Raw genomic sequence first — 18,943 nt, forward strand, 5'->3', positions numbered from 1 at the left:
TGTCGCGGGGTGGGGTCGGCCCGGGGGTCGTCAGGGGCGGGTCAGGGAGAGGGACTGGTCCAGGGCCTGGAGGAAGCGGTTGACCGTGGGGCGGTCGCGTACCGCCAGCCGCAGCCACTCCTCGTCCAGCCCCGGGAAGGTGTCCCCGCGCCGCACCGCGAAGCCCAGGGTGCGCAGCTGCCGGCGGACCGCGTCGGCCCGGGGCAGCCGCACGAGGACGAAGGGTCCCTCGGCGGGTCCCACCACCCGCACCCCGTCGGCACCGAACTCCTCGAGCCCGGCCACGAGATGCGCGCGGTCGGCGGCGACACGGTGTGCCGCGTGCGCCGCCTCCGCCAGCGCCTGCGGGCCCATGCACGCCTGCGCCGCCACCAGCGCGGGCGTGGACACCGGCCACAGCGGCTGCGCCCGCTCCAGCCCGGCCACGGTCCGCGGGGAGGCGAGCACATAGCCGATGCGCAGCCCCGCGAGACCCCAGGTCTTCGTCAGGCTGCGCAGCACCACCAGGCCGGGCACGTCCGTCCGCCCGGCCAGGGCCTCCCGCTCGCCCGGCACCGCGTCCATGAACGCCTCGTCGACCACCAGGGTGCGCCCGGGCCGGGCCAGCCGGGCGATCGTCCCGGCCGGGTGCAGCACCGACGTGGGGTTGGTCGGATTGCCGATCACGACCAGGTCGGCCGCCTCGGGCACGGCCGCCGGGTCCAGTCGGAAACCGTCCTGCGGGCGCAGCACCACCCGCTCCACCTCGTGCCCGGCGTCCCGCAGCGCGGCCTCCGGCTCCGTGAACTGCGGGTGCACCACGACGGGCCGCCGGACCTCCAGGGCCCGTGCGAGCAGGACGAACGCCTCCGCCGCGCCCGCCGTCAGCAGGACCCGCTCGACGGGCAGCCCGTGCCGCGCGGCGACGGCGGCCCGCGCGGCCCGCCCGTCCGGGTAGGCCGCGAGGCCGCCGAGGGACGCCGCGACGCGCTCCCGCAGCCAGCGCGGCGGCGTGTCCGCGCGGACGTTCACCGCCAGGTCGACGAGGGCCGAGCCGTCGTCGCGCACCTCCGCGTCCCCGTGATGACGCAGGTCGTGACCGTCGGCACCCCCGGCGCCGCCGGGTAGGTGGCTCGCGGCGGACCCGTCAGTGCGCATGGGAGTGCGCGTGGCCGTGGTGGTGGCCGTCGTGGTGGTGGTGACCCTCGTCGTCCGGGTGGAAGTGCGGCTGCTGCGGCCGGCCCACCTTGTCCTCGAAGCCCGGCAGCGCGATCCGGTAGACGCACGAGTCGCAGTTCATCCGCAGGTCGCCCTTGACGGCCTCCTCGTAGCGCTCCATCACCAGGTCGAGCAGCTCGGGCTCGGGACCGATGACGTCCGCCGACCGCACCTCGACCTCCGGGTGCGCGGCCGCCCAGTCCTCGGTCTGGTGCCGCACCCGGTCCGGCAGGATCCCGGTGAACAGGAAGTACGGCAGGACGACGATCCGCCGCGCCCCCAGCCGCAGGCACCGGTCGAGTCCGCTCGGCACGTCCGGCGCGGCCAGCGACACGAACGCGGTCTCCACGCCCGCGTAGCCGCGCCCCTCCCACAGCAGCCGCGCCGCCTTGAACACCTCCGCGTTGGCGTCCGGGTCCGACGACCCGCGCCCGACCAGCAGCACGGTCACCTCGGACGGATCACCGCTGTCGCCCAGCGCCTGTGCCAGCCGCCGCTCCAGCACGTTCAGCAGGGCCGGGTGCGGGCCCAGCGGACGCCCGTAGGTGTACGAGATCCCCGGGTGGCGCTCCTTCTCCCGGGACAGGGCCGCGGGGATGTCGCCCTTGGCGTGCCCGGCGGACACCAGCATCAGCGGTACGGCGGCGAACCGCCGTACGCCCCGCTCCACCAGTTCCGTCACGGCCTCGCCGAGCGGCGGCGGGGACAGCTCGATGAAGCCGCCCGCGACGGGCAGTTCGGGGTGGCGGCGGCCCAGCTCCCGCACGAAGTCGCGGAACGCCTCGGCTCCGGCTTCGTCCCGGGTGCCGTGGCCGGCGATGAGCAGGGCGGGCGGCGGGGTGGTCACTGTTTCTCCTCGGAGGGTGAAGCGGGGGACGGATGCGGGGTGTAGAGCAGGGCGTTGAGCGCGGCGGCGGCGACCGCCGACCCGCCCTTCTCGGAGACGTTGCTCACGGCGGGCAGACCGCTCGCGCGCAGCGCGGCCTTGGACTCGGCCGCCCCGACGAAACCGACGGGCAGGCCGATGACCAGCGCGGGGGAGGCGTCGAGCGTGAGCAGCTCCTCCAGGGCGGTCGGCGCGCAGCCGATCACCCAGAGGGCGCCGGGCCCGACCTCCTCGTACGCCAGCCGGACGGCGTGGGCCGACCGGGTCAGCCCGGGACCGGACCGGGCGTCCTTGAGACGGCAGACGGTCTCGCGCCGGGTGATGCCCGCCGCCACCATCTCCACGTCGACGACGACGGGCGCCCCGGCGTGCAGCGCGCGGTGCGCGGCCACCAGCTCGCCCTCGTCCAGGACGAGGTCGTCCGCGTACTCCAGGTCGGCCGCGGAGTGGATGACCCGCTCCACCACCGCCCGGCTCAGCGGTGCGAGGTACGAGGTGTCCAGGCGGGCGCGCAGCCGCCGGAAGGACTCCTGCTCGATGGGGTGGACCACACGGTTCACCGGGCACCCTCCTGGGGCTCTGGCTGCGGGGAGTTCTCCTGCCAGCGGTAGCCGCGGGGCGTCACCATGCGTCCCGCGATGTTCCGGGTCGCCGTGTTGCCGACCGTGACGACCGTCATCATGTCGACCCAGGCCGGGTCGAGTTCGCCGAGGGTCGTCAGCCGCGCGGTCCCGTCCGGGCGCGAGGCGTTGCGCACGACGCCCACCGGGGTGCCCGGCTCCCGGTGCCCGGCGAGGATCGACAGCGCCTTGGGCAGCTGCCAGTCGCGGCCCCGGGAACGGGGGTTGTAGAAGGTGACGACGATGTCCGCCTCGGCGGCCGCGCGCACCCGCCGCTCGATGACCTCCCACGGGGTGTGCAGGTCGGACAGGCTGATCGACACGTGGTCGTGGCCCAGCGGCGCGCCGAGGATCGCCCCGGCGGCGAGCGCGGCGGTCACCCCCGGCACCCCGACGACGTCGATGTCGTCGGACGCCTCGGCCAGTGCCGGCGAGGCCATCGCGTACACGCCCGCGTCCCCGCTGCCGATCAGCGCGACTGACTGTCCGCGCCGGGCCTCCTCGACGGCGGTCCTGGCCCGCTCCTCCTCGGCCCCGAGCCCCGACTCCAGGATCCGGGTGCCGGGCCGCAGCAGGTCGCGGATCTGGTCCACGTACTGGTCGAGGCCGACGAGCACCGAGGCCCGCGCCAGCTCCGCCTTCGCCCGCGGTGTCAGCAGGTCGCGCGCGCCGGGACCGAGCCCGACCACCGCGAGCCGCCCCCGCCCCGGCCGCCGTACGACCGCGCAGGTCGCGGTCGCGGGCACGTCGGCCGACTTCCGCTTGGGGACGAGGAGTTCGCCCCCGCCGATCAGCGCCGCCGCCTCCGCCACCGAGGGCGTGCCGACGGCGGCGAGCGGGGCGTCGGACGGGTTGGGCACCTCGACGTCCGCCAGCTCCCCGGCGGAGTGCGTCACCAGGGGCACGCCGAGCCGCCGGGCGGCCTCGACGAGGCCCGGCTCGTCCCGCTTGGCGTCGACGGTGGCGAGCTCGGCGAGGCTGAGGGCGGACAGCCCCGCCTCCCGCAGCGCGTCCTCCACCAGCGCGAGCACCACGTCGGCCGGGGCGCCCCTGGACGCGCCGACGCCGACGACGACGGTCGGCGGGCGCAGCAGGACCTCCCGCTCGCCGGGTGCGACGGCCCGGTCCGTCAGGCGCACGATGTGGGCCCCACCCGGCGCGAACGGCACCGGCGGCAGCGGCCAGGCCACCTCGGCGTCCAGCGCGACCGGTTCCCCGTCCAGCAGGGCCCGCGTCACCCCGGGCACGTCGCCCTCCACGGGCAGGCCGAGGGTGTCGAGCCCGGGGATGCCGACGGCGTCGGTGGCCGTGGTCACCACCGGACGGGCGCCCAGCACCTCCGCGACGGCCACGGCGAGCTCGTTGGCCCCGCCGCCGTGCCCGCCGACCAGGGACACGGCGAACCGGCCGCCCTCGTCGACGCACACCACCCCGGGGTCGGACGCCTTGTCGCCGAGCAGCGGCGCGACGAGCCGGACGACCGCGCCCGTCGCGAGGAAGCACACCAGTTGCCCGCACTCCGCGAACGCCCGCCGTACGGCGTCCCCGACGGGTCCGTCGTACACGCGCGTGCGGTCCGGCCAGGCCGCGGCCAGCCGGTCGCGCGCCGCCGCTCCCGCCGCGGTGGCGGAAATGAGGCCGATCACTGAGCAACTCCTTCTTCGAAGAGGGGGGTTCTGGTCCCCCACAGCAGGAAAACCGGGTTGGTCGCCGCGAGCCGGGTCACGTCACCGGGCAGCGGCGCGAGCCGGGCGGACTGCAACAGCACCCCGTCGGTGCCGTACCCGGCGTCCGTCAGCGCGGCGCGCACCGCGGGGACCCGGTCGAGCGCGGCCAGCGCGACGACCACGGTCCGCCGGGCCCGTCGCGCGCACACGCCGACGATCGCGGGCAGTTCGCGCCCCCCGCCGCCGACGAACACGGCGTCGGGTGCGTCGAGCCCGTCCAGCGCGTCCGGCGCGTCGCCGTGCACCACGTGCACGTCGACGCCGTGCGCGACGGCGTTGGCGCGGATCCGCCCGACGCCGTCCGCCGTCCGCTCGACGGCGCTCACCGCGGCGCCGAGCCGGGCGCACTCCACGGCCACCGACCCGGACCCCGAGCCCACGTCCCAGACGAGGTCGCCGGGGCGCGGACCGAGCCGGGCCAGGGCCAGCGCCCGCACCTCGAACTTGGTGATCATCGAGTCCCGGTGGGTGAAGCCGCCCTCGTCCAGCGCCCATCCGGCCGGCCGGACGGCCGGCCCCGCCAGGGTCCGTACGGGACCGGCCGCCCGCGACTCGTCCAGGCACAGGACGACGCTCACCGCCGTGCCCCAGTCGCGCGCGGCCGCCTCGGCGGGGGAGACGCGCTCCACGCGCTCGTGGACCGGGTCGCCCAGTGCGGAGGCGACGACGAGCACCCGCCCGGACGCGCTGCGCGCGAGCGCGGCGCCCAGCTCGGCGGGCCCGGCGCCCGGGCCGGTCAGGACGGCGGTCTTCGGATGTGCCCGGCACACGTTGACCGCCGTCCGCGGATCCCGCCCGTGCGCGCTGACGACGACGGCGTCGTCCCAGGTCAGTCCGATCCGGGCGAAGGCGGCGGCCACGGAGGACACGCCGGGCCGCACGTCCAGCCGGTCCGGCCCGAAGCGCTCGGCCAGCGCCCGCACGATCCCGAAGAACCCGGGATCGCCGGAGGCCAGCACGACCACCCGCCGGCCCCGGTCGGCGTACTCCCCGACGGCGTCGAGGGCCGGGGCCAGCGGACCGAGCACGATCCGCTCGGCGGACGCGGGCAGCTCCGCCGCGTCCAGGTGCCGCCGCCCGCCCACCACGAGGTCGGCGCCGGCGAGGACCTCCGCCGCGGGCGCCGCCGCCCCGGTGCCGGTGCCGACGACGGTGATCTGTCCGGTCACGTACCGGCACCCCGCGTCCGCAGCGCGCGGCGGGCCTCCGGGTCGGCCTTGCGGTAGCCGTGGAAGTGACCGGGGTGGTACAGGTGCGAGCGGGTGCCGTGCGCGTCGAGGGCCGGGCCGACCAGGAAGAGGGTGTGCTTCCAGAGCTTGTGCTCCTTCACCGTCTCCTCCAGCGTCCCGATGGTGCACTTCACGACCAGTTCCTCCGGCCAGGTCGCCTGGTACGCGACGACCACCGGGGTGGCCGTGGGGTAGCCGCCCTCCAGCAGCTCGCGCACCAGCTGACCGCTGCGGGCCGCCGACAGGAAGACCGCCATGGTCGTCCCGTGCCGGGCGAACTCCCGTACCTCCTCGCCGGGCGGCATGGGCGTCTTGCCGCCGCCGAGCCGGGTCAGGACGACGGACTGGGCGACCTCGGGGATCGTCAGCTCGCGCCGGGCCAGCGCCGCGACCGCCGAGAACGAGGACACCCCGGGCACGATCTCGGTCGCGACGCCGATCGCGTCGCACCGGTCGAGCTGCTCCTGCGTACCGCCCCAGAGCGCGGGGTCGCCGGAGTGGATCCGGGCCACCTTCAGCCCCTCCCGGTGGGCCCGCTCGTACACGGCGACGACGTCCTCCAGCGACATGGTCGCCGAGTCGAGGATCTCCGCGCCCTCGCGCGCGTGCTCGAGGACCTCCGCCTGGACCAGGCTCGCGGCCCAGATCACGACGTCGGCGTCGGCGATGGCGCGCGCGGCACGGAACGTCAGCAGGTCGGCGGCGCCGGGGCCGGCACCGACGAAGGTCACCTTGCCGGCGGGGGCATCGGCCATGGGTTCGGGTCCTCTCATAGCGGGATTCGTACGGTTTTCGCGGCGTCAGCGGACGGCGCGGATGTGCGCGACAGGGGGTCGATCGGATAGCAAGGGCCTATGGCGGTCTTCGTCGCGCTCGGCGCGTTCCTCATGACGCTGGCCGGCGGCTGGACGGCACAGCACGTGACCGACCGCCGCCATCTGGTGCTGGGCCTGGCCGGCGGGCTGATGCTCGGCGTGGTCGGCCTGGACCTGCTGCCGGAGGCCCTGGAGGCGGCCGGCGCCGAGGTCTTCGGCGTCCCGGCGGCGCTGCTGCTGTTCGTCGCGGGCTTCCTGCTGGCCCATCTGGTCGAACGCCTGCTCGCGGCGCGCCGGGCCGCGCACGGCGCCGAGGAGCACGTGCCCCCGGCCGGGCCGCCGGAGCACCACGGCCACGGACACCCCGCCCACCGGAGCGCCGACGGCAGGATCACCGACGGCAGGGCCCCGGAGGTCGGCCTGACGGCGGCCGCGGCGATGGTCTTCCACAGCGCCATGGACGGCGTGGCGATCGGCGCGGCCTTCCAGGTGGGCGGCGGCATGGGACTCGCCGTGGCCCTCGCGGTCGTCGCCCACGACTTCGCGGACGGCTTCAACACCTACACGCTCACCAGCCTGTACGGGAACGACCGGCGCAAGGCCCTGGCCATGCTGTTCGCCGACGCGGCGGCGCCGGTCGTGGGCGCGGCCTCGACGACGTTCGTCACCATTCCCGAGCAGCTGCTCGGCGGCTATCTGGGCTTCTTCGGCGGCGCGCTGCTGTATCTGGCGGCGGCCGAGATCCTGCCCGAGGCCCACCACGAACACCCCGCCCGGTCGACCCTGCTGTGCACGGTCGCGGGCGCGGCCTTCATCTGGCTGGTGGTGGGCCTGGCCTCGTGAGCGGGGGCCCCGGGGCCGGAGCGCGGACGGACTCACAGCTTGCCGCCCCGGCCGCCCTCGCGCCGCGCGGGCGCGATGAGCGTGGAGAGGTAGGGGAGCGGCTCGCCGTCCAGCTCGTCGGCCGACCGGATCGACTCCTGCTCCAGACCGAGCGCCGACCCCCACACGGCGTCCCCGATCCGCCCGGTCTCCCGCAGCGCCTCGGCGACCTCGGCGGCCTGCCGCCCGAACTTGTACGCGACGACGGTGCCGGGCCCGGCGAGGGCGTCCTTCAGCACGGCCGCCCCCGCGGTCACCGGCACCAGGGTCAGCGGCTCGGTGCCCTCGGTCAGCACGGCGCCCGACCGTGCCGCCAGGTCCTGCATGGCGGTGATCCCCGGCACGGTCTCGACGACCACGCCCGGCACCGACTCCACGATCGTCTGCGCGAGGTAGGTGAAGGTGGAGTACACGTTCGGGTCCCCGATGGTGGCGAACGCCAGGCTGCCGTGCCGGCGCAGCAGCTCGGCGACGCGTTCCCCGGCCGCGTCCCAGGCGGCCTCGCGGCGCGAGCGGTCGGTCCGCTCGTTGAGCGCGAACACGACCCGGACGATCTTCTCCTGCGGCACGTAGTGCAGCACGGTGGCCTCGGCCCGGCCCCGCTCACCGCTGTCCATCACGGGGACCACGACGACCTCGGCGGCCCGCAGCGCGTTGACCCCCTTGACGGTCACCAGCTCGGGGTCGCCGGGCCCGACCCCGACTCCGACCAGTCTGCTGTCGCTCATGACGTCCGGCACCTCTCCACGAACCGACGGGCCACACCGGGCTCGGACGCCCAGTGCGTGTGCAGATAACTCGCGTGCACACCGCGTTGCACAAAGCCTTCGACCCGCCGCGGGGCCCGTACGCCCCAGGCGGGAGCGGTCCCCGCGCCGGGCTCGACGACGGTCCGGTGGAACTCGTGTCCGCGCATCCGGGTCCCGGCCACGGCCAGCACGCTGTCGCTCACGGCCACGGCGTCGCGGTACCCGAGCGTGAGCCGCTCGCTCATCCGCGCGGTGGCGTCGAGCACCCCGCACATCGGCCGCCCGTCCAGCTCCCGGCACAGGTACAGCAGCCCGGCGCACTCGGCGGCGACCGGCGCCCCGGACCCGGCGAGGGCGGCGACCTCCTCGCGCAGTGCCTCGTTCGCGGACAGCTCGGCGGCGTACACCTCGGGGAACCCGCCTCCGACGACCAGCCCGGCCGTCCCTTCCGGGAGCCGCTCGTCCCGAAGCGGATCGAAGACGACGACCTCGGCCCCGGCGGCACCGAGCAGCTCGGCGTGCTCGGCGTAGGAGAAGGTGAACGCGGCCCCGCCCGCCACGGCGATAACCAGCCCGTCCGGGAGTCCCCCCTCCGGGGTCGGGACGGGAAGGGGCGGCGGGGGCGAGGAGGCCAGCGCCTCGGCCGCGTCCCAGGCCGCACCCGACAACACTCCCGCGGACCGCGCCAGCGCGACCAACGCCTCCAGATCGCACCCCCGGGAAACCTGCGCCGCCATGGCCGCGACGGCGTCGACCGCCGCGGCCTGCCGCTCGGCGACCGGCACCAGCCCCAGATGCCGCGCGGGCGTCTCCACCTGGGCCGCCCGCCGCAGCACACCCAGCACCGGCACCCCGGCCGACTCCAGCGCCTCCCGCAGCAGCTCCTCGTGCCGGTCGGAGGCGACCTTGTTCAGGATCACGCCCCCGATCCGCACCTCGGGGTCCCAGGAGGCGAACCCGTGCACCAGCGCGGCCACGGACCGCGACTGCGACGAGGCGTCGACCACCAGGACGACCGGCGCCCGCAGCAGCTTCGCCACCTGCGCGGTCGAGGCGAGTTCGCCCTCGCCCGCGGCCCCGTCGAACATCCCCATCACGCCCTCGACCACGGCGATGTCGCACCCGTGCGCCCCGTGCGCGAACAGCGGCCCCACCAGCTCGGGGCCGCACAGATAGGCGTCGAGGTTGCGGCCCGTGCGCCCGGTCGCGAGCGCGTGGTAGCCGGGGTCGATGTAGTCCGGCCCGACCTTGTGCGGGGACACGGCGAGCCCCCGCGCGGTGAGCGCGGCCATCAGCCCGGTGGCGACGGTGGTCTTGCCGCTGCCCGAGGAGGGCGCGGCGATCACCAGCCGGGGCACGGAACGCGCCGGGGCGGGGGACGGGGAGGACGGGGAGGTCAGCACGGTGTCACCACTCGATACCCCGCTGCCCCTTCTGGCCCGCGTCCATCGGATGCTTGAACTTGGACATGTCGGTGACGAGATCGGCGTACCCGACGAGCTTCTCCGGCGCGTTCCGCCCCGTGATCACGACATGCTGGGTGCCGGGCCGGTCCCGCAGCACGGAGACGACCTCGTCGGTGTCGACCCACCCCCAGTGCATCGGGTACGCGAACTCGTCGAGCACGTACAGCTTGTACGTCTCGGCGGCGAGATCCCGCTTGACCTGCTCCCAGCCCTCCCGGGCCTTCTCCTCGTTGTCCATCTGGGAATCCCGCTGGACCCAGGACCACCCCTCGCCCATCTTGTGCCAGTCGACGGTGCCGCCCTCGCCCGAGGCGCCCAGCACGCGCAGCGCGTTCTCCTCGCCGACCTTCCACTTCGCCGACTTGACGAACTGGAACACCCCGATGGGCCACCCCTGGTTCCAGGCCCGCAGCGCGAGCCCGAAGGCGGCGGTGGACTTGCCCTTGCCGATCCCCGTGTGCACGATCACCAGCGGCCGGTTCCGTCGCTGACGTGTGGTCAGCCCGTCGTCCGGCACCACACTCGGCTGCCCCTGAGGCATTACGCGGTCCTCCTCGAAGTCCCCTGCACATCCCTGACCAGCCCGGCGATGGAGTCCGCCCGCAGTTCCTCCAGCGTCACGGCCGTCCCTCCCAGTTCGCCCGCGAGCCGTCCCGCGAGCCCGAGGCGCACGGGCCCCGACTCGCAGTCGACGACCACCGACGCGATCCCCTCGGCGGCGAACAGCCGGGCCGCCCGCCCGGCGAGCGCGACCGGCTCGGGACCGCCGGTGGCCCGTCCGTCCGTCACGACGACGACCAGCGCCCGCCGGGCCGGGTCCCGCAGCCGCTCCACCCGCAGCACGTCGTGCGCCCTGAGCAGTCCCGCGGCGAGCGGCGTCCGCCCGCCGGTCGGCAGCGACTCCAGCCGGACGGCGGCCGCGTCCACCGACGAGGTGGGCGGCAGCGCGACGTCCGCGGACGTCCCCCGGAAGGTGACCAGCCCGACCTTGTCGCGCCGCTGGTAGGCGTCGAGCAGCAGCGACAGCACGGCGCCCTTCACCGCGCCCATCCGCTGCCGGGCCGCCATCGACCCCGACGCGTCCACGACGAACAGCACGAGGTTCCCCTCGCGCCCCTCCCGGGTCGCCTGGCGGAGATCGTCCCGGCGCACCACCAACCCGCGCCCGGTGCGGCCCCGCTCGCGCTGGTGCGGGGCGGCGGCCGTCACCGTGGCGGCCAGGTGCAGCTTGGTCAGCGTCCCCCGGGGCCGGCGCGCACCCGTCGTCCGCCCGTGCTCGGTCCGGGCCCGTGAGCGCCGGCCGGTGGCGCCCTCCCCGATCCCGGGGACGCTCAGCACCTTCGTACGGAACGGCTCGGCGGCCGGGGCGGCGGACCGCTCCCCGGCACCGGACCCGCCCTCCTGCGGCGTGCCGTCCGCCGCGTTCCCGGGGCCTTCGGCGCCCTCGGCGCCCTCGCCGGGCTCGGACCGGGCGTCGTCCTCGCCCCGCGGCCCGTCGCCGTCGGAGCGCGGCGGCTCGCCGCCGTCCCCGCCGCCCGGCCCGTCGGGGTCGGGGTCGGGGTCCTCGTCGTCCTGGCCGCCGAACTGCTCCAGCGTCTCGTCGAGCTTGTCCTCGTCCAGCCCCGGCGCGTCGAAGGGGTTGCGGCGCCTGCGGTGCGGCAGCGCGAGCAGCGCCGCCTGCCGCACGTCCTCGGCGAGCACGTCGGTGCGCCCGGCCCACGCGGCCAGCGCCACCGCGGTCCGCGCCATCACGATGTCGGCACGCATGCCGTCCACCTCGAAGGCGGCACAGGTCGCCGCGATCTGCCGCAGCGCGCCGTCGCCCAGCCGCACCGAGGGCAGCAGCTCGCGCGCGGCCACGATCCGCCGGCGCACGGCGCCCTCCTCGTCGGCCCACCGCGCGGCGAACGCGTCCGGGTCGTCGTCGTACGCGAGCCGCCGCCGTACGACCTCCACCCGCTGGTCGGGCTCGCGCGAGGCGGTCACCTCGACCGTCAGCCCGAACCGGTCGAGCAGCTGCGGCCGCAGCTCGCCCTCCTCGGGGTTCATCGTGCCCACGAGCAGGAACCGTGCGGCGTGCCGCACCGAGACGCCCTCGCGCTCCACGTACGAGGCGCCCATCGCGGCCGCGTCGAGCAGCAGGTCGACGAGGTGGTCGTGCAGCAGGTTGACCTCGTCGACGTAGAGGATCCCGCGGTGCGCGTCGGCGAGGAGCCCCGGCTCGAAGGCCTTCACGCCCTCGGCGAGCGCCCGTTCGATGTCGAGGGCGCCGACCAGCCGGTCCTCGGAGGCGCCGACGGGCAGTTCGACCATCCGGGCCGGCCGGGTCTCGAACGCCCCCGGCTCGTGCGGCCCGTCCGGGCAGGCGGGGTCGGGGGAGCCGGGGTCGCAGGAGAACCGGCAGCCGGTGACGACGTCCAGCGCCGGCATGAGCGCCGACAGGGCGCGCACGGCCGTGGACTTGGCGGTGCCCTTCTCCCCGCGGACCAGCACACCGCCCACCGCGGGAGAGACGGCGTTCAGCAGCAGCGCGAGCCGCAGGTCGTCCTGGCCGACGACGGCCGTGAACGGGAACGGGGTACTCACTTCTCGTCGCCCTCCAAGTCGCCTTCGAGCTCCAGATAGGTGCCGCGCAGCCGCTCGATCGTGTCGGCGTCCGGCTCGGCCCACAGCCCGCGGTCGGCGGCTTCGAGGAGCCGCTCGGTGATGCCCCGCAGAGCCCACGGGTTGGACTTCTTCATGAAGTCCCGGTTCTCCGCGTCGAAGACGTACTCGGCACTGAGCTTCTCGTACATCCAGTCGTCGACGACGCCCGCGGTGGCGTCGTAGCCGAAGAGGTAGTCGACGGTCGCCGCCATCTCGAAGGCGCCCTTGTAGCCGTGCCGGCGCATCGCCGCCATCCAGCGCGGGTTGACCACCCGGGCCCGGAAGACCCGGTGCGTCTCCTCGCCCAGCGTGCGGGTCCTGACCTGGTCCGGCGTCGCCGAATCGCCCACGTAGGCCTCGGGGTTGGCGCCCGTCAGATGCCGCACCATGGCGACCATGCCGCCGTGGTACTGGAAGTAGTCGTCGGCGTCGACGAGATCGTGCTCCCGCGTGTCCACGTTCTTCGCGGCGACGGCGATCCGCCGGAACGCCGTCTCCATGTCCCCGCGCGCCGCCCGCCCGTCGAGTCCGCGCCCGTAGGCGTAACCGCCCCAGACGGCGTACACCTCGGCGAGGTCGGCGTCCGAACGCCAGTTGCGGGCGTCGATCAGCGGCAGCAGCCCGGCTCCGTAGGCCCCCGGCTTGGAGCCGAAGACCCGGGCCGTCGCGCGCCGCCGGTCGCCGTGCGCGGCGGCGTCCTCGTCCACGTGGGCCTTCACGAAGTTCCGGTCGGCGGGCTCGTCCAGCTCGGCCACCGCTCGCACCGCGTCGTCGATCAGCCCCACCACGTGCGGGAACGCGTCCCGGAAGAACCCGGAGATGCGCACCGTGACGTCGATGCGCGGCCTGCCCAGCTCGGCGAGCGGCACGATCTCGAATCCCGTCACCCGGCGGGAGGCGTCGTCCCACACCGGACGGCAGCCCAGCAGCGCCAGGATCTCGGCGATGTCGTCGCCCTGGGTGCGCATCGCGGACGTGCCCCAGACCGTCAGGCCGACGGACTTGGGGTAGGCGCCGGTGTCCTGGAGGTACCGCTGCACGAGCGAGTCGGCGAGCGACTGCCCGACCTCCCAGCTCAGCCTGGACGGGATGGCCTTGGGGTCGACCGAGTAGAAGTTGCGCCCGGTCGGCAGCACGTTGACCAGACCGCGGGTCGGCGAGCCCGAGGGGCCGGCCGGGACGTAACCGCCGTCCAGGGCCTTGAGGATGTGCCCGATCTCGTCGGTGGTCCTCGCCAGCCGCGGCACGACCTCCGTGCACGCGAACTCCAGCACCGCGACGGCGTCCGGGAGTTCGGTGCCGAGGACCTCACGGACGAGGGCCCGGCCGCCCGCCGGGTCCCAGCCGCGCTCCTCGGCGCCCTCCGCGATCCGCCGGCACAGCTGCTCCAGCAGGTCGACGGCGTCGGCACCGGTCCGGGCGGGGCCCCGGACGAGGTCCGTCAGCTCGACGGGCACCTTCACCGGCGCGCCCGGCTCGGCGAGCAGCTCCTTCTCGACCAGCCCGAAATGGGCGGCCAGCGCGGCCCGCAGCCCCGGCAGCGCGTTGGCCCGCCCGCCCCACACCTGTGAGGCGCGCAGCACGGCCAGCACGAGGTTCACCCGCGCCTCGCCGACCGGACCGCCGCCGAGGATGTGCAGCCCGTCCCTGATCTGCACGTCCTTGATCTCGCACAGATAGCCGTCGATGTGCATGACGAACTCGTCGAAGGCGTCGTCGTCGGGCTGGTCGTCGACGTGCAGGTCGTGGTGGAGCTCCGCCGCCTTGACCAGCGTCCAGATCTGCGCGCGCACGGCCGGCGCCTTCGCCGGGTCCAGGTCGGAGACGAGCGCGTACTCGTCGAGGAGCTGCTCCAGCTTGGCCAGGTCGCCGTAGGTGTCGGCGCGCGCCATCGGCGGGACGAGGTGGTCGACGACGGTGGCGTGCCCGCGCCGCTTGGCCTGGGTGCCCTCCCCGGGGTCGTTGACGATGAAGGGGTAGACGAGCGGCAGGTCACCGAGGACGGCGTCCGGCGCGCACCCGCCGCTCAGCCCGAGGCCCTTGCCCGGCAGCCACTCCATCGTGCCGTGCTTGCCCATGTGCACGATCGCGTCGGCGCCGAAGGAGTTCTCCAGCCAGCGGTAGGCCGCCATGTAGTGGTGCGACGGCGGCATGTCGGGGTCGTGGTAGATCGCGATCGGGTTCTCGCCGAAGCCGCGCGGCGGCTGGATCATCACCACGACGTTCCCGAAACTCAGCGAGGCCAGCACGACGTCGTCCCCGTCGACGTACAGCGAGCCCGGCGGCTCGCCCCACGCCTCCAGCATCCCGTCCCGCAGCCGCGGGTCCAGCTTGTCGAACCACGCCCGGTAGTCGGCCAGCGGCACCCGCGCGGGCGCGGCGGCCAGCTGCTCCTCGGTCAGCCACTCGACGTCGTGGCCGCCGGCGTCGATCAGCCGGTGGATCAGCTCGTCACCGTTGTCGGGGTGTCCTTCGACGACGTACCCGGCGTCCCGCAGCGCGTCCAGGACCCGCACGGCCGAGGCGGGCGTGTCGAGACCGACCGCGTTGCCGACCCGCGAGTGCTTGGTCGGGTAGGCGGTGAAGACGAGCGCGAGTTTCTTCTCGGCGTTCGGCTTGTGCCGCAGCCGGGCGTGCCGCACGGCGATCCCGGCGACGCGGCCGGCCCGCTCGGGGTCGGCGATGTACACCGGGACGTCGTCCGGGCCCTGTTCCTTGAAGGAGAAGGGGACGGTGACGATCCGCCCGTCGAACTCCGGGATGGCGACCTGCATCGCCGCGTCCATGGGGGACAGGGCCGCGTCGGACGCCTCCCAGGCGCTCTTCGACGAGGTGAGGCAGAGCCCTTGGAGCACGGGCACGTCGAGGTCGGCGAGCGCGCCGACGTCCCAGGCCTCCTCGTCGCCGCCCGCCGAGGCCTGCGAGGCGTGCGTGCCGCCGGCCGCGAGGACCGTGGCGACCAGGGTGTCGGCGCGTCCGAGGATCTCGTACAGCCCCGGGTCCGCGCCGCGCAGCGAACCGCAGTACACGGGAAGGGCGTTGGCGCCGTGCGCCTCCACCGCGTCGCACAGCGTGTCCACGAAGGCGGTGTTGCCGCTCAGTTCGTGCGCCCGGTAGAACAGCACCCCCACGGTCGGCCGCCCCTCGACGAGGGGACGCTCGCCGTGGACGCCGTACTCAGGCATCTTCCGCGGCTCGACGAACCCCTCGCCCGTCAGCAGCACGGTGTCGGAGAGGAAGCGCGCCAGCTCGGTCAGGTTGGCCGGGCCGCCCTCGACGAGATAGCGCAGCGCCTCCGCCACCACACCGGCGGGCACCGACGACTCGGCCATCAGCTCCGCGTCCGGCACGGCCTCGCCGCCCAGCAGCACGGTCGGCACCCCGGACGCCCGCAGCGCGGCGAGCCCGTCCTCCCAGGCCCGCTTGCCGCCGAGCAGCCGGACGACGGCGATGTCGGCGCCGTCGAGCAGCGCGGGGAGTTCCGCGGCGACGTCCACCCGGGTCGGGTTGCCGATCCGGTACGCGGCGCCGGAGGCGGCCCGGGCCGCCAGCAGGTCCGTGTCGGCGGTCGACAACAACAACACTGTGCTCATGCGGGCGCTCCCGGTGGAATGAAGGGCAGTCCTTGCGGCGCGCCCGACTCGATGAGCCGCCGGAGCGCGTCGGTGTCCGCGTGCTGTTCGATCAGGTCGCCGAGCCGGTCGAGCTGCTCCTCGCGCAGCGCGGCGAACGAGGTGTCGGCGGCTGGCACGAAACGGCGGCCCGCGGCGGCCGCCACCTCGCGCAGGAAGGCCCGCCGGAAGCCGTCCGACTCCAGCGAGCCGTGCCAGTGCGTGCCCCAGGTCTGTCCGACCCGGCAGCCGTCGAGGGGACGCCCCCCGCCGTCGGTGAGGAACGGCTCCCCGCCGGTCACGTCGGCGACCCCGTGATGGATCTCGTAGCCCTCGACCCGCTCGCCGAGGGCTTCCCCGACGGGCCGGGTGAGGGTCTTCTCCCGGGCGAACCGCACCCGGACCGGAAGGACGCCGAGGCCCGCCACGTGCCCGAGCCGGCTCTCGACGTCGTCCTCGATGTGCTCGCCGAGGAGCTGGAAGCCCCCGCAGACGCCGAGGACGGGCCGCTGCGCGGCCGCCCTGCGCACGATGGCGTCGGCCAGCCCCCGCTCGCGCAGCCACTGGAGGGCGCGCACGGTGCCCCGGGTCCCCGGGATCACCACCAGGTCGGCGTCGGCCAGTTCCTCCGGCCGGTCCACGAACCGCACGACGACGCCGGGTTCGGCGGCCAGTGCGTCCACGTCCGTGAAGTTCGACATGAGGGGGATCGCGCAGACGGCGACGCGCAGCACGTCCTCGCCGACGGGCGGGGCCGTGGAGGACTCCCGCACGGTCCCGCGCAGCGAGACCCTCAGGCCGTCCTCCTCGTCGATGCCGAGCCCGTGCCGGAACGGCAGCACACCGTACGTCCGGCGCCCGGTCAGCCCGTGGAGCATGTCCAGGCCCGGTTCCAGCAGGGAGACGTCCCCGCGGAACTTGTTGACGAGGAACCCGGCGACGAGTTCCTGGTCCTCGGGGGAGAGCAGGGCGACGGTGCCGAAGAAGGAGGCGAAGACACCCCCGCGGTCGATGTCCCCGACCACGAGCACGGGCAGCCGCGCGCCCCGCGCGATCCCCATGTTCACGATGTCGGTCCGCCGCAGGTTGATCTCGGCCGGACTGCCCGCGCCCTCACAGATCACCGCGTCGTACGTGCCCCGCAGTTCGGCGAGGCAGTCGAGGACGGTTCCGAGGAGTTCGCGCTGCCGCCCCCCGTGGTACCCGCGGGCGCTCATCTCGCCGACCGGCTTGCCGAGCAGCACGACCTGACTGCTGCGCTCGCCGCCCGGCTTGAGGAGCACGGGGTTCATCAGCGCGGTCGGCTCCACCCGGCAGGCCTGCGCCTGCATGGCCTGGGCCCGGCCGATCTCCGCGCCCTCCCGGGTGACGAACGAGTTGAGCGACATGTTCTGCGCCTTGAAGGGCGCGACCTTCACCCCCTGCCGTACCAGCCACCGGCAGATCCCGGCGGTGACGACGCTCTTGCCGGCGTCGGAGGTGGTGCCGGCGACGAGGAGGCCCCCGTTCATGACGTACGTCCCTTCGTGCGGCCGGTGGCGGCGAAACGCGTGGCGGCGACGTGTGCGGCGGTGCGCGCGGCGACGGTGACGCCGAGCGCGAGCAGGCCGACGCGGCGCGAGAGCCGTGCGGCGCGTTCGATGTCCCGGACGGCTACGGGCCGCCCGGCCGCCGCGTTGAGCACCGGCCGGTGCTCCACCCGCCCCGCGTACGACAGGGTCCCGCCCAGCCGCACCCCGAGGGCGCCCGCGAAGGACGCCTCCACGGGCCCGGCGTTGGGGCTCGGATGCCTGTGCGCGTCGGCGCGCCAGGCCCGCACCGCGCCCCGCGGTTCGTCGCCCGCGACGGCGGCGAGCGCGGCGGTCAGCCGCGCCCCCGGCCAGCCGGCGACGTCGTCGAGGCGGGCGGCGGCCCAGCCGTAGCGCAGGTATTTCGGCGACCGGTGTCCGACCATGGCGTCCAGGGTGTTGACGGCCCGGAACCCGAGCAGCCCCGGCACGCCCCCCGCGGCCCCCCACACCAGGGCGCCCACGACGGCGTCGGAGGTGTTCTCGGCGACGGACTCCACGACCGCCCGGGCGATCCCGTCGGCGTCGAGCGCCTGCGGGTCGCGGCCGCACAGGTGGGGCAGCCGCTCGCGGGCGGTGTCGATGTCGCCGGCCTCCAGGGCGCGTCCGACGGCCCGCGCCTCGCGGACCAGTGAACTGCCCCCCACGACGGCCCAGGCGGCGGCGGCCACGAGCGCTACGGAGGCGGCGGGGGACCGGCGTACGGCCTTCTCGGCGGCGGCTCCCAGGCCCACGGCGGCACCGGCGCAGACGGCGGTGTGGAGGGCGCCCCATCCCCGGTGGTCCCGCCACAGCACCCGTTCCACGGCGCCGGCGGCCCGTCCGAACACGGCGACGGGGTGCCCGCGGCGCGGATCGCCGAGGAGCAGGTCGCCCAGGAGGCCGGTGGCGGCGCCGTACGCGTAGAGGCGATCGGCACGCATCGGCTCAGCCGGCCGTGCGGTCGGACAGCGATCCGGTGCGGTACCTCGACGGCCGAGCAGGCATGGCGATATGTCCTCACTCAGGGTGTCCACGCCCTGGTTCGACGAGACCGGCGGCGAGAGTTCCTGGCTCCCGGGGGTTACTACCCCGGTGACAGTGGCGGGACCGCGCCGGATTCGCACCGGCTTCCTCTTCTGCCTCCGTACATGGCCCGGGAAGTCCACCACGGGCCCGGAAGGGCCGTCAACTTGCTGTTGACCTGCGAGAGGAGAGTGTGCAGAACCCCACACGGACCGGTCGGCGCCGGTCACGACGACCGAGGGGTGCGGGACGGTGGTCCGTCCCGCACCCCTCGGGTGTCGGATGGTGCGTCAGGCGACGATCAGTGAGATCCCGTAGGCCACCGCCGCGGCGCAGGCCGCGAAGCAGGCGTACGCGCCGGTCACCGCGAGGGTGGCCGAGCCGCCTTCCGCCGCGGCCCGTTCCTGCCGCGACAGGCCCATGACGCCGAGGGTGAACAGGGCCACGAGGCCCACGGTGACCACGAGGCTGACGCCGAAGACGGAGCCCAGGGCTGCCCAGTCGATTGTCATGCTGCTTCTCTTCCTTCGTACCGGGTGCGC

Annotated in this window: 15 protein-coding genes and 1 riboswitch; of the genes, 1 reads left to right on the plus strand and 14 read right to left on the minus strand. The window is 75.1% G+C overall.

All coding sequences use genetic code 11. The features are described from left to right. Positions 1-30: 30 nt before the first annotated feature. Genes cobC through cobM form a run of 6 tightly spaced genes read right to left on the minus strand, consistent with a single transcriptional unit; the run spans position 31 to position 6,414 of the window. Positions 31-1,137 (minus strand): Rv2231c family pyridoxal phosphate-dependent protein CobC, encoded by a 1,107-nt coding sequence (cobC, locus tag Saso_RS04000; RefSeq protein ID WP_189927854.1) that lies wholly within the window; start codon positions 1,135-1,137, stop codon positions 31-33. After that, positions 1,127-2,044 carry a sirohydrochlorin chelatase gene (locus Saso_RS04005; protein ID WP_189927853.1) on the minus strand — a complete coding sequence of 306 codons (918 nt, stop codon included), beginning with the start codon at positions 2,042-2,044 and terminating at the stop codon, positions 1,127-1,129. The genes cobC and Saso_RS04005 overlap by 11 nt, the downstream gene beginning before the upstream one ends. Continuing rightward, complete coding sequence (locus Saso_RS04010) at positions 2,041-2,643, minus strand: precorrin-8X methylmutase (RefSeq protein WP_189927852.1); 603 nt, start codon at positions 2,641-2,643, stop codon at positions 2,041-2,043. The genes Saso_RS04005 and Saso_RS04010 overlap by 4 nt, the downstream gene beginning before the upstream one ends. Further along, complete coding sequence (gene cobJ / locus Saso_RS04015; protein ID WP_189927851.1) at positions 2,640-4,349, minus strand: precorrin-3B C(17)-methyltransferase; 1,710 nt, start codon at positions 4,347-4,349, stop codon at positions 2,640-2,642. The genes Saso_RS04010 and cobJ overlap by 4 nt, the downstream gene beginning before the upstream one ends. Next, on the minus strand, positions 4,346-5,599 hold the full coding sequence (cbiE, locus tag Saso_RS04020; RefSeq protein ID WP_189927850.1) for a precorrin-6y C5,15-methyltransferase (decarboxylating) subunit CbiE: 1,254 nt from the start codon (positions 5,597-5,599) through the stop codon (positions 4,346-4,348). Before cbiE ends, cobJ begins: the two co-directional genes overlap by 4 nt. Next, entirely contained in the window at positions 5,596-6,414 is an 819-nt protein-coding gene (gene cobM, locus Saso_RS04025; RefSeq protein ID WP_189927849.1) for a precorrin-4 C(11)-methyltransferase, read from the minus strand. Before cobM ends, cbiE begins: the two co-directional genes overlap by 4 nt. 99 nt (positions 6,415-6,513) lie before the next feature. On the opposite strand from cobM, the gene Saso_RS04030 reads away from it, so the two are divergent. Further along, positions 6,514-7,317, plus strand: a complete 804-nt coding sequence (locus tag Saso_RS04030) for a ZIP family metal transporter (protein WP_189927848.1) — start codon at positions 6,514-6,516, stop codon at positions 7,315-7,317. 32 nt (positions 7,318-7,349) lie between these two features. Here the strand turns inward: Saso_RS04030 and cobI are convergent, their stop codons facing one another. The 8 genes from cobI to Saso_RS04070 all read right to left on the minus strand — a co-directional run bounded on the left by cobI (position 7,350) and on the right by Saso_RS04070 (position 18,913). Next, on the minus strand, positions 7,350-8,096 hold the full coding sequence (gene cobI, locus Saso_RS04035) for a precorrin-2 C(20)-methyltransferase (RefSeq protein WP_189927847.1): 747 nt from the start codon (positions 8,094-8,096) through the stop codon (positions 7,350-7,352). Further along, positions 8,081-9,508 carry a cobyrinate a,c-diamide synthase gene (locus tag Saso_RS04040; RefSeq protein WP_372442400.1) on the minus strand — a complete coding sequence of 476 codons (1,428 nt, stop codon included), beginning with the start codon at positions 9,506-9,508 and terminating at the stop codon, positions 8,081-8,083. Before Saso_RS04040 ends, cobI begins: the two co-directional genes overlap by 16 nt. Positions 9,509-9,512: 4 nt before the next feature. After that, on the minus strand, positions 9,513-10,112 hold the full coding sequence (cobO, locus tag Saso_RS04045; RefSeq protein WP_189927846.1) for a cob(I)yrinic acid a,c-diamide adenosyltransferase: 600 nt from the start codon (positions 10,110-10,112) through the stop codon (positions 9,513-9,515). Then, positions 10,112-12,157 (minus strand): putative cobaltochelatase, encoded by a 2,046-nt coding sequence (locus tag Saso_RS04050; protein WP_189927845.1) that lies wholly within the window; start codon positions 12,155-12,157, stop codon positions 10,112-10,114. Before Saso_RS04050 ends, cobO begins: the two co-directional genes overlap by 1 nt. Then, entirely contained in the window at positions 12,154-15,810 is a 3,657-nt protein-coding gene (gene cobN, locus Saso_RS04055; RefSeq protein ID WP_189927844.1) for a cobaltochelatase subunit CobN, read from the minus strand. The genes Saso_RS04050 and cobN overlap by 4 nt, the downstream gene beginning before the upstream one ends. Then, positions 15,807-17,339 carry a cobyric acid synthase gene (locus Saso_RS04060; protein ID WP_189927843.1) on the minus strand — a complete coding sequence of 511 codons (1,533 nt, stop codon included), beginning with the start codon at positions 17,337-17,339 and terminating at the stop codon, positions 15,807-15,809. Before Saso_RS04060 ends, cobN begins: the two co-directional genes overlap by 4 nt. Further along, complete coding sequence (locus Saso_RS04065; RefSeq protein WP_189927842.1) at positions 17,336-18,319, minus strand: cobalamin biosynthesis protein; 984 nt, start codon at positions 18,317-18,319, stop codon at positions 17,336-17,338. The genes Saso_RS04060 and Saso_RS04065 overlap by 4 nt, the downstream gene beginning before the upstream one ends. A gap of 101 nt (positions 18,320-18,420) precedes the next feature. Beyond that, positions 18,421-18,560: riboswitch (cobalamin riboswitch) on the minus strand. A gap of 131 nt (positions 18,561-18,691) precedes the next feature. Further along, positions 18,692-18,913 (minus strand): hypothetical protein, encoded by a 222-nt coding sequence (locus tag Saso_RS04070; protein WP_189927841.1) that lies wholly within the window; start codon positions 18,911-18,913, stop codon positions 18,692-18,694. Between the last annotated feature and the right edge of the window lie 30 nt (positions 18,914-18,943).

Origin of the sequence: Streptomyces asoensis (assembly GCF_016860545.1) — a bacterium.
GTDB lineage: Bacteria > Actinomycetota > Actinomycetes > Streptomycetales > Streptomycetaceae > Streptomyces > Streptomyces asoensis.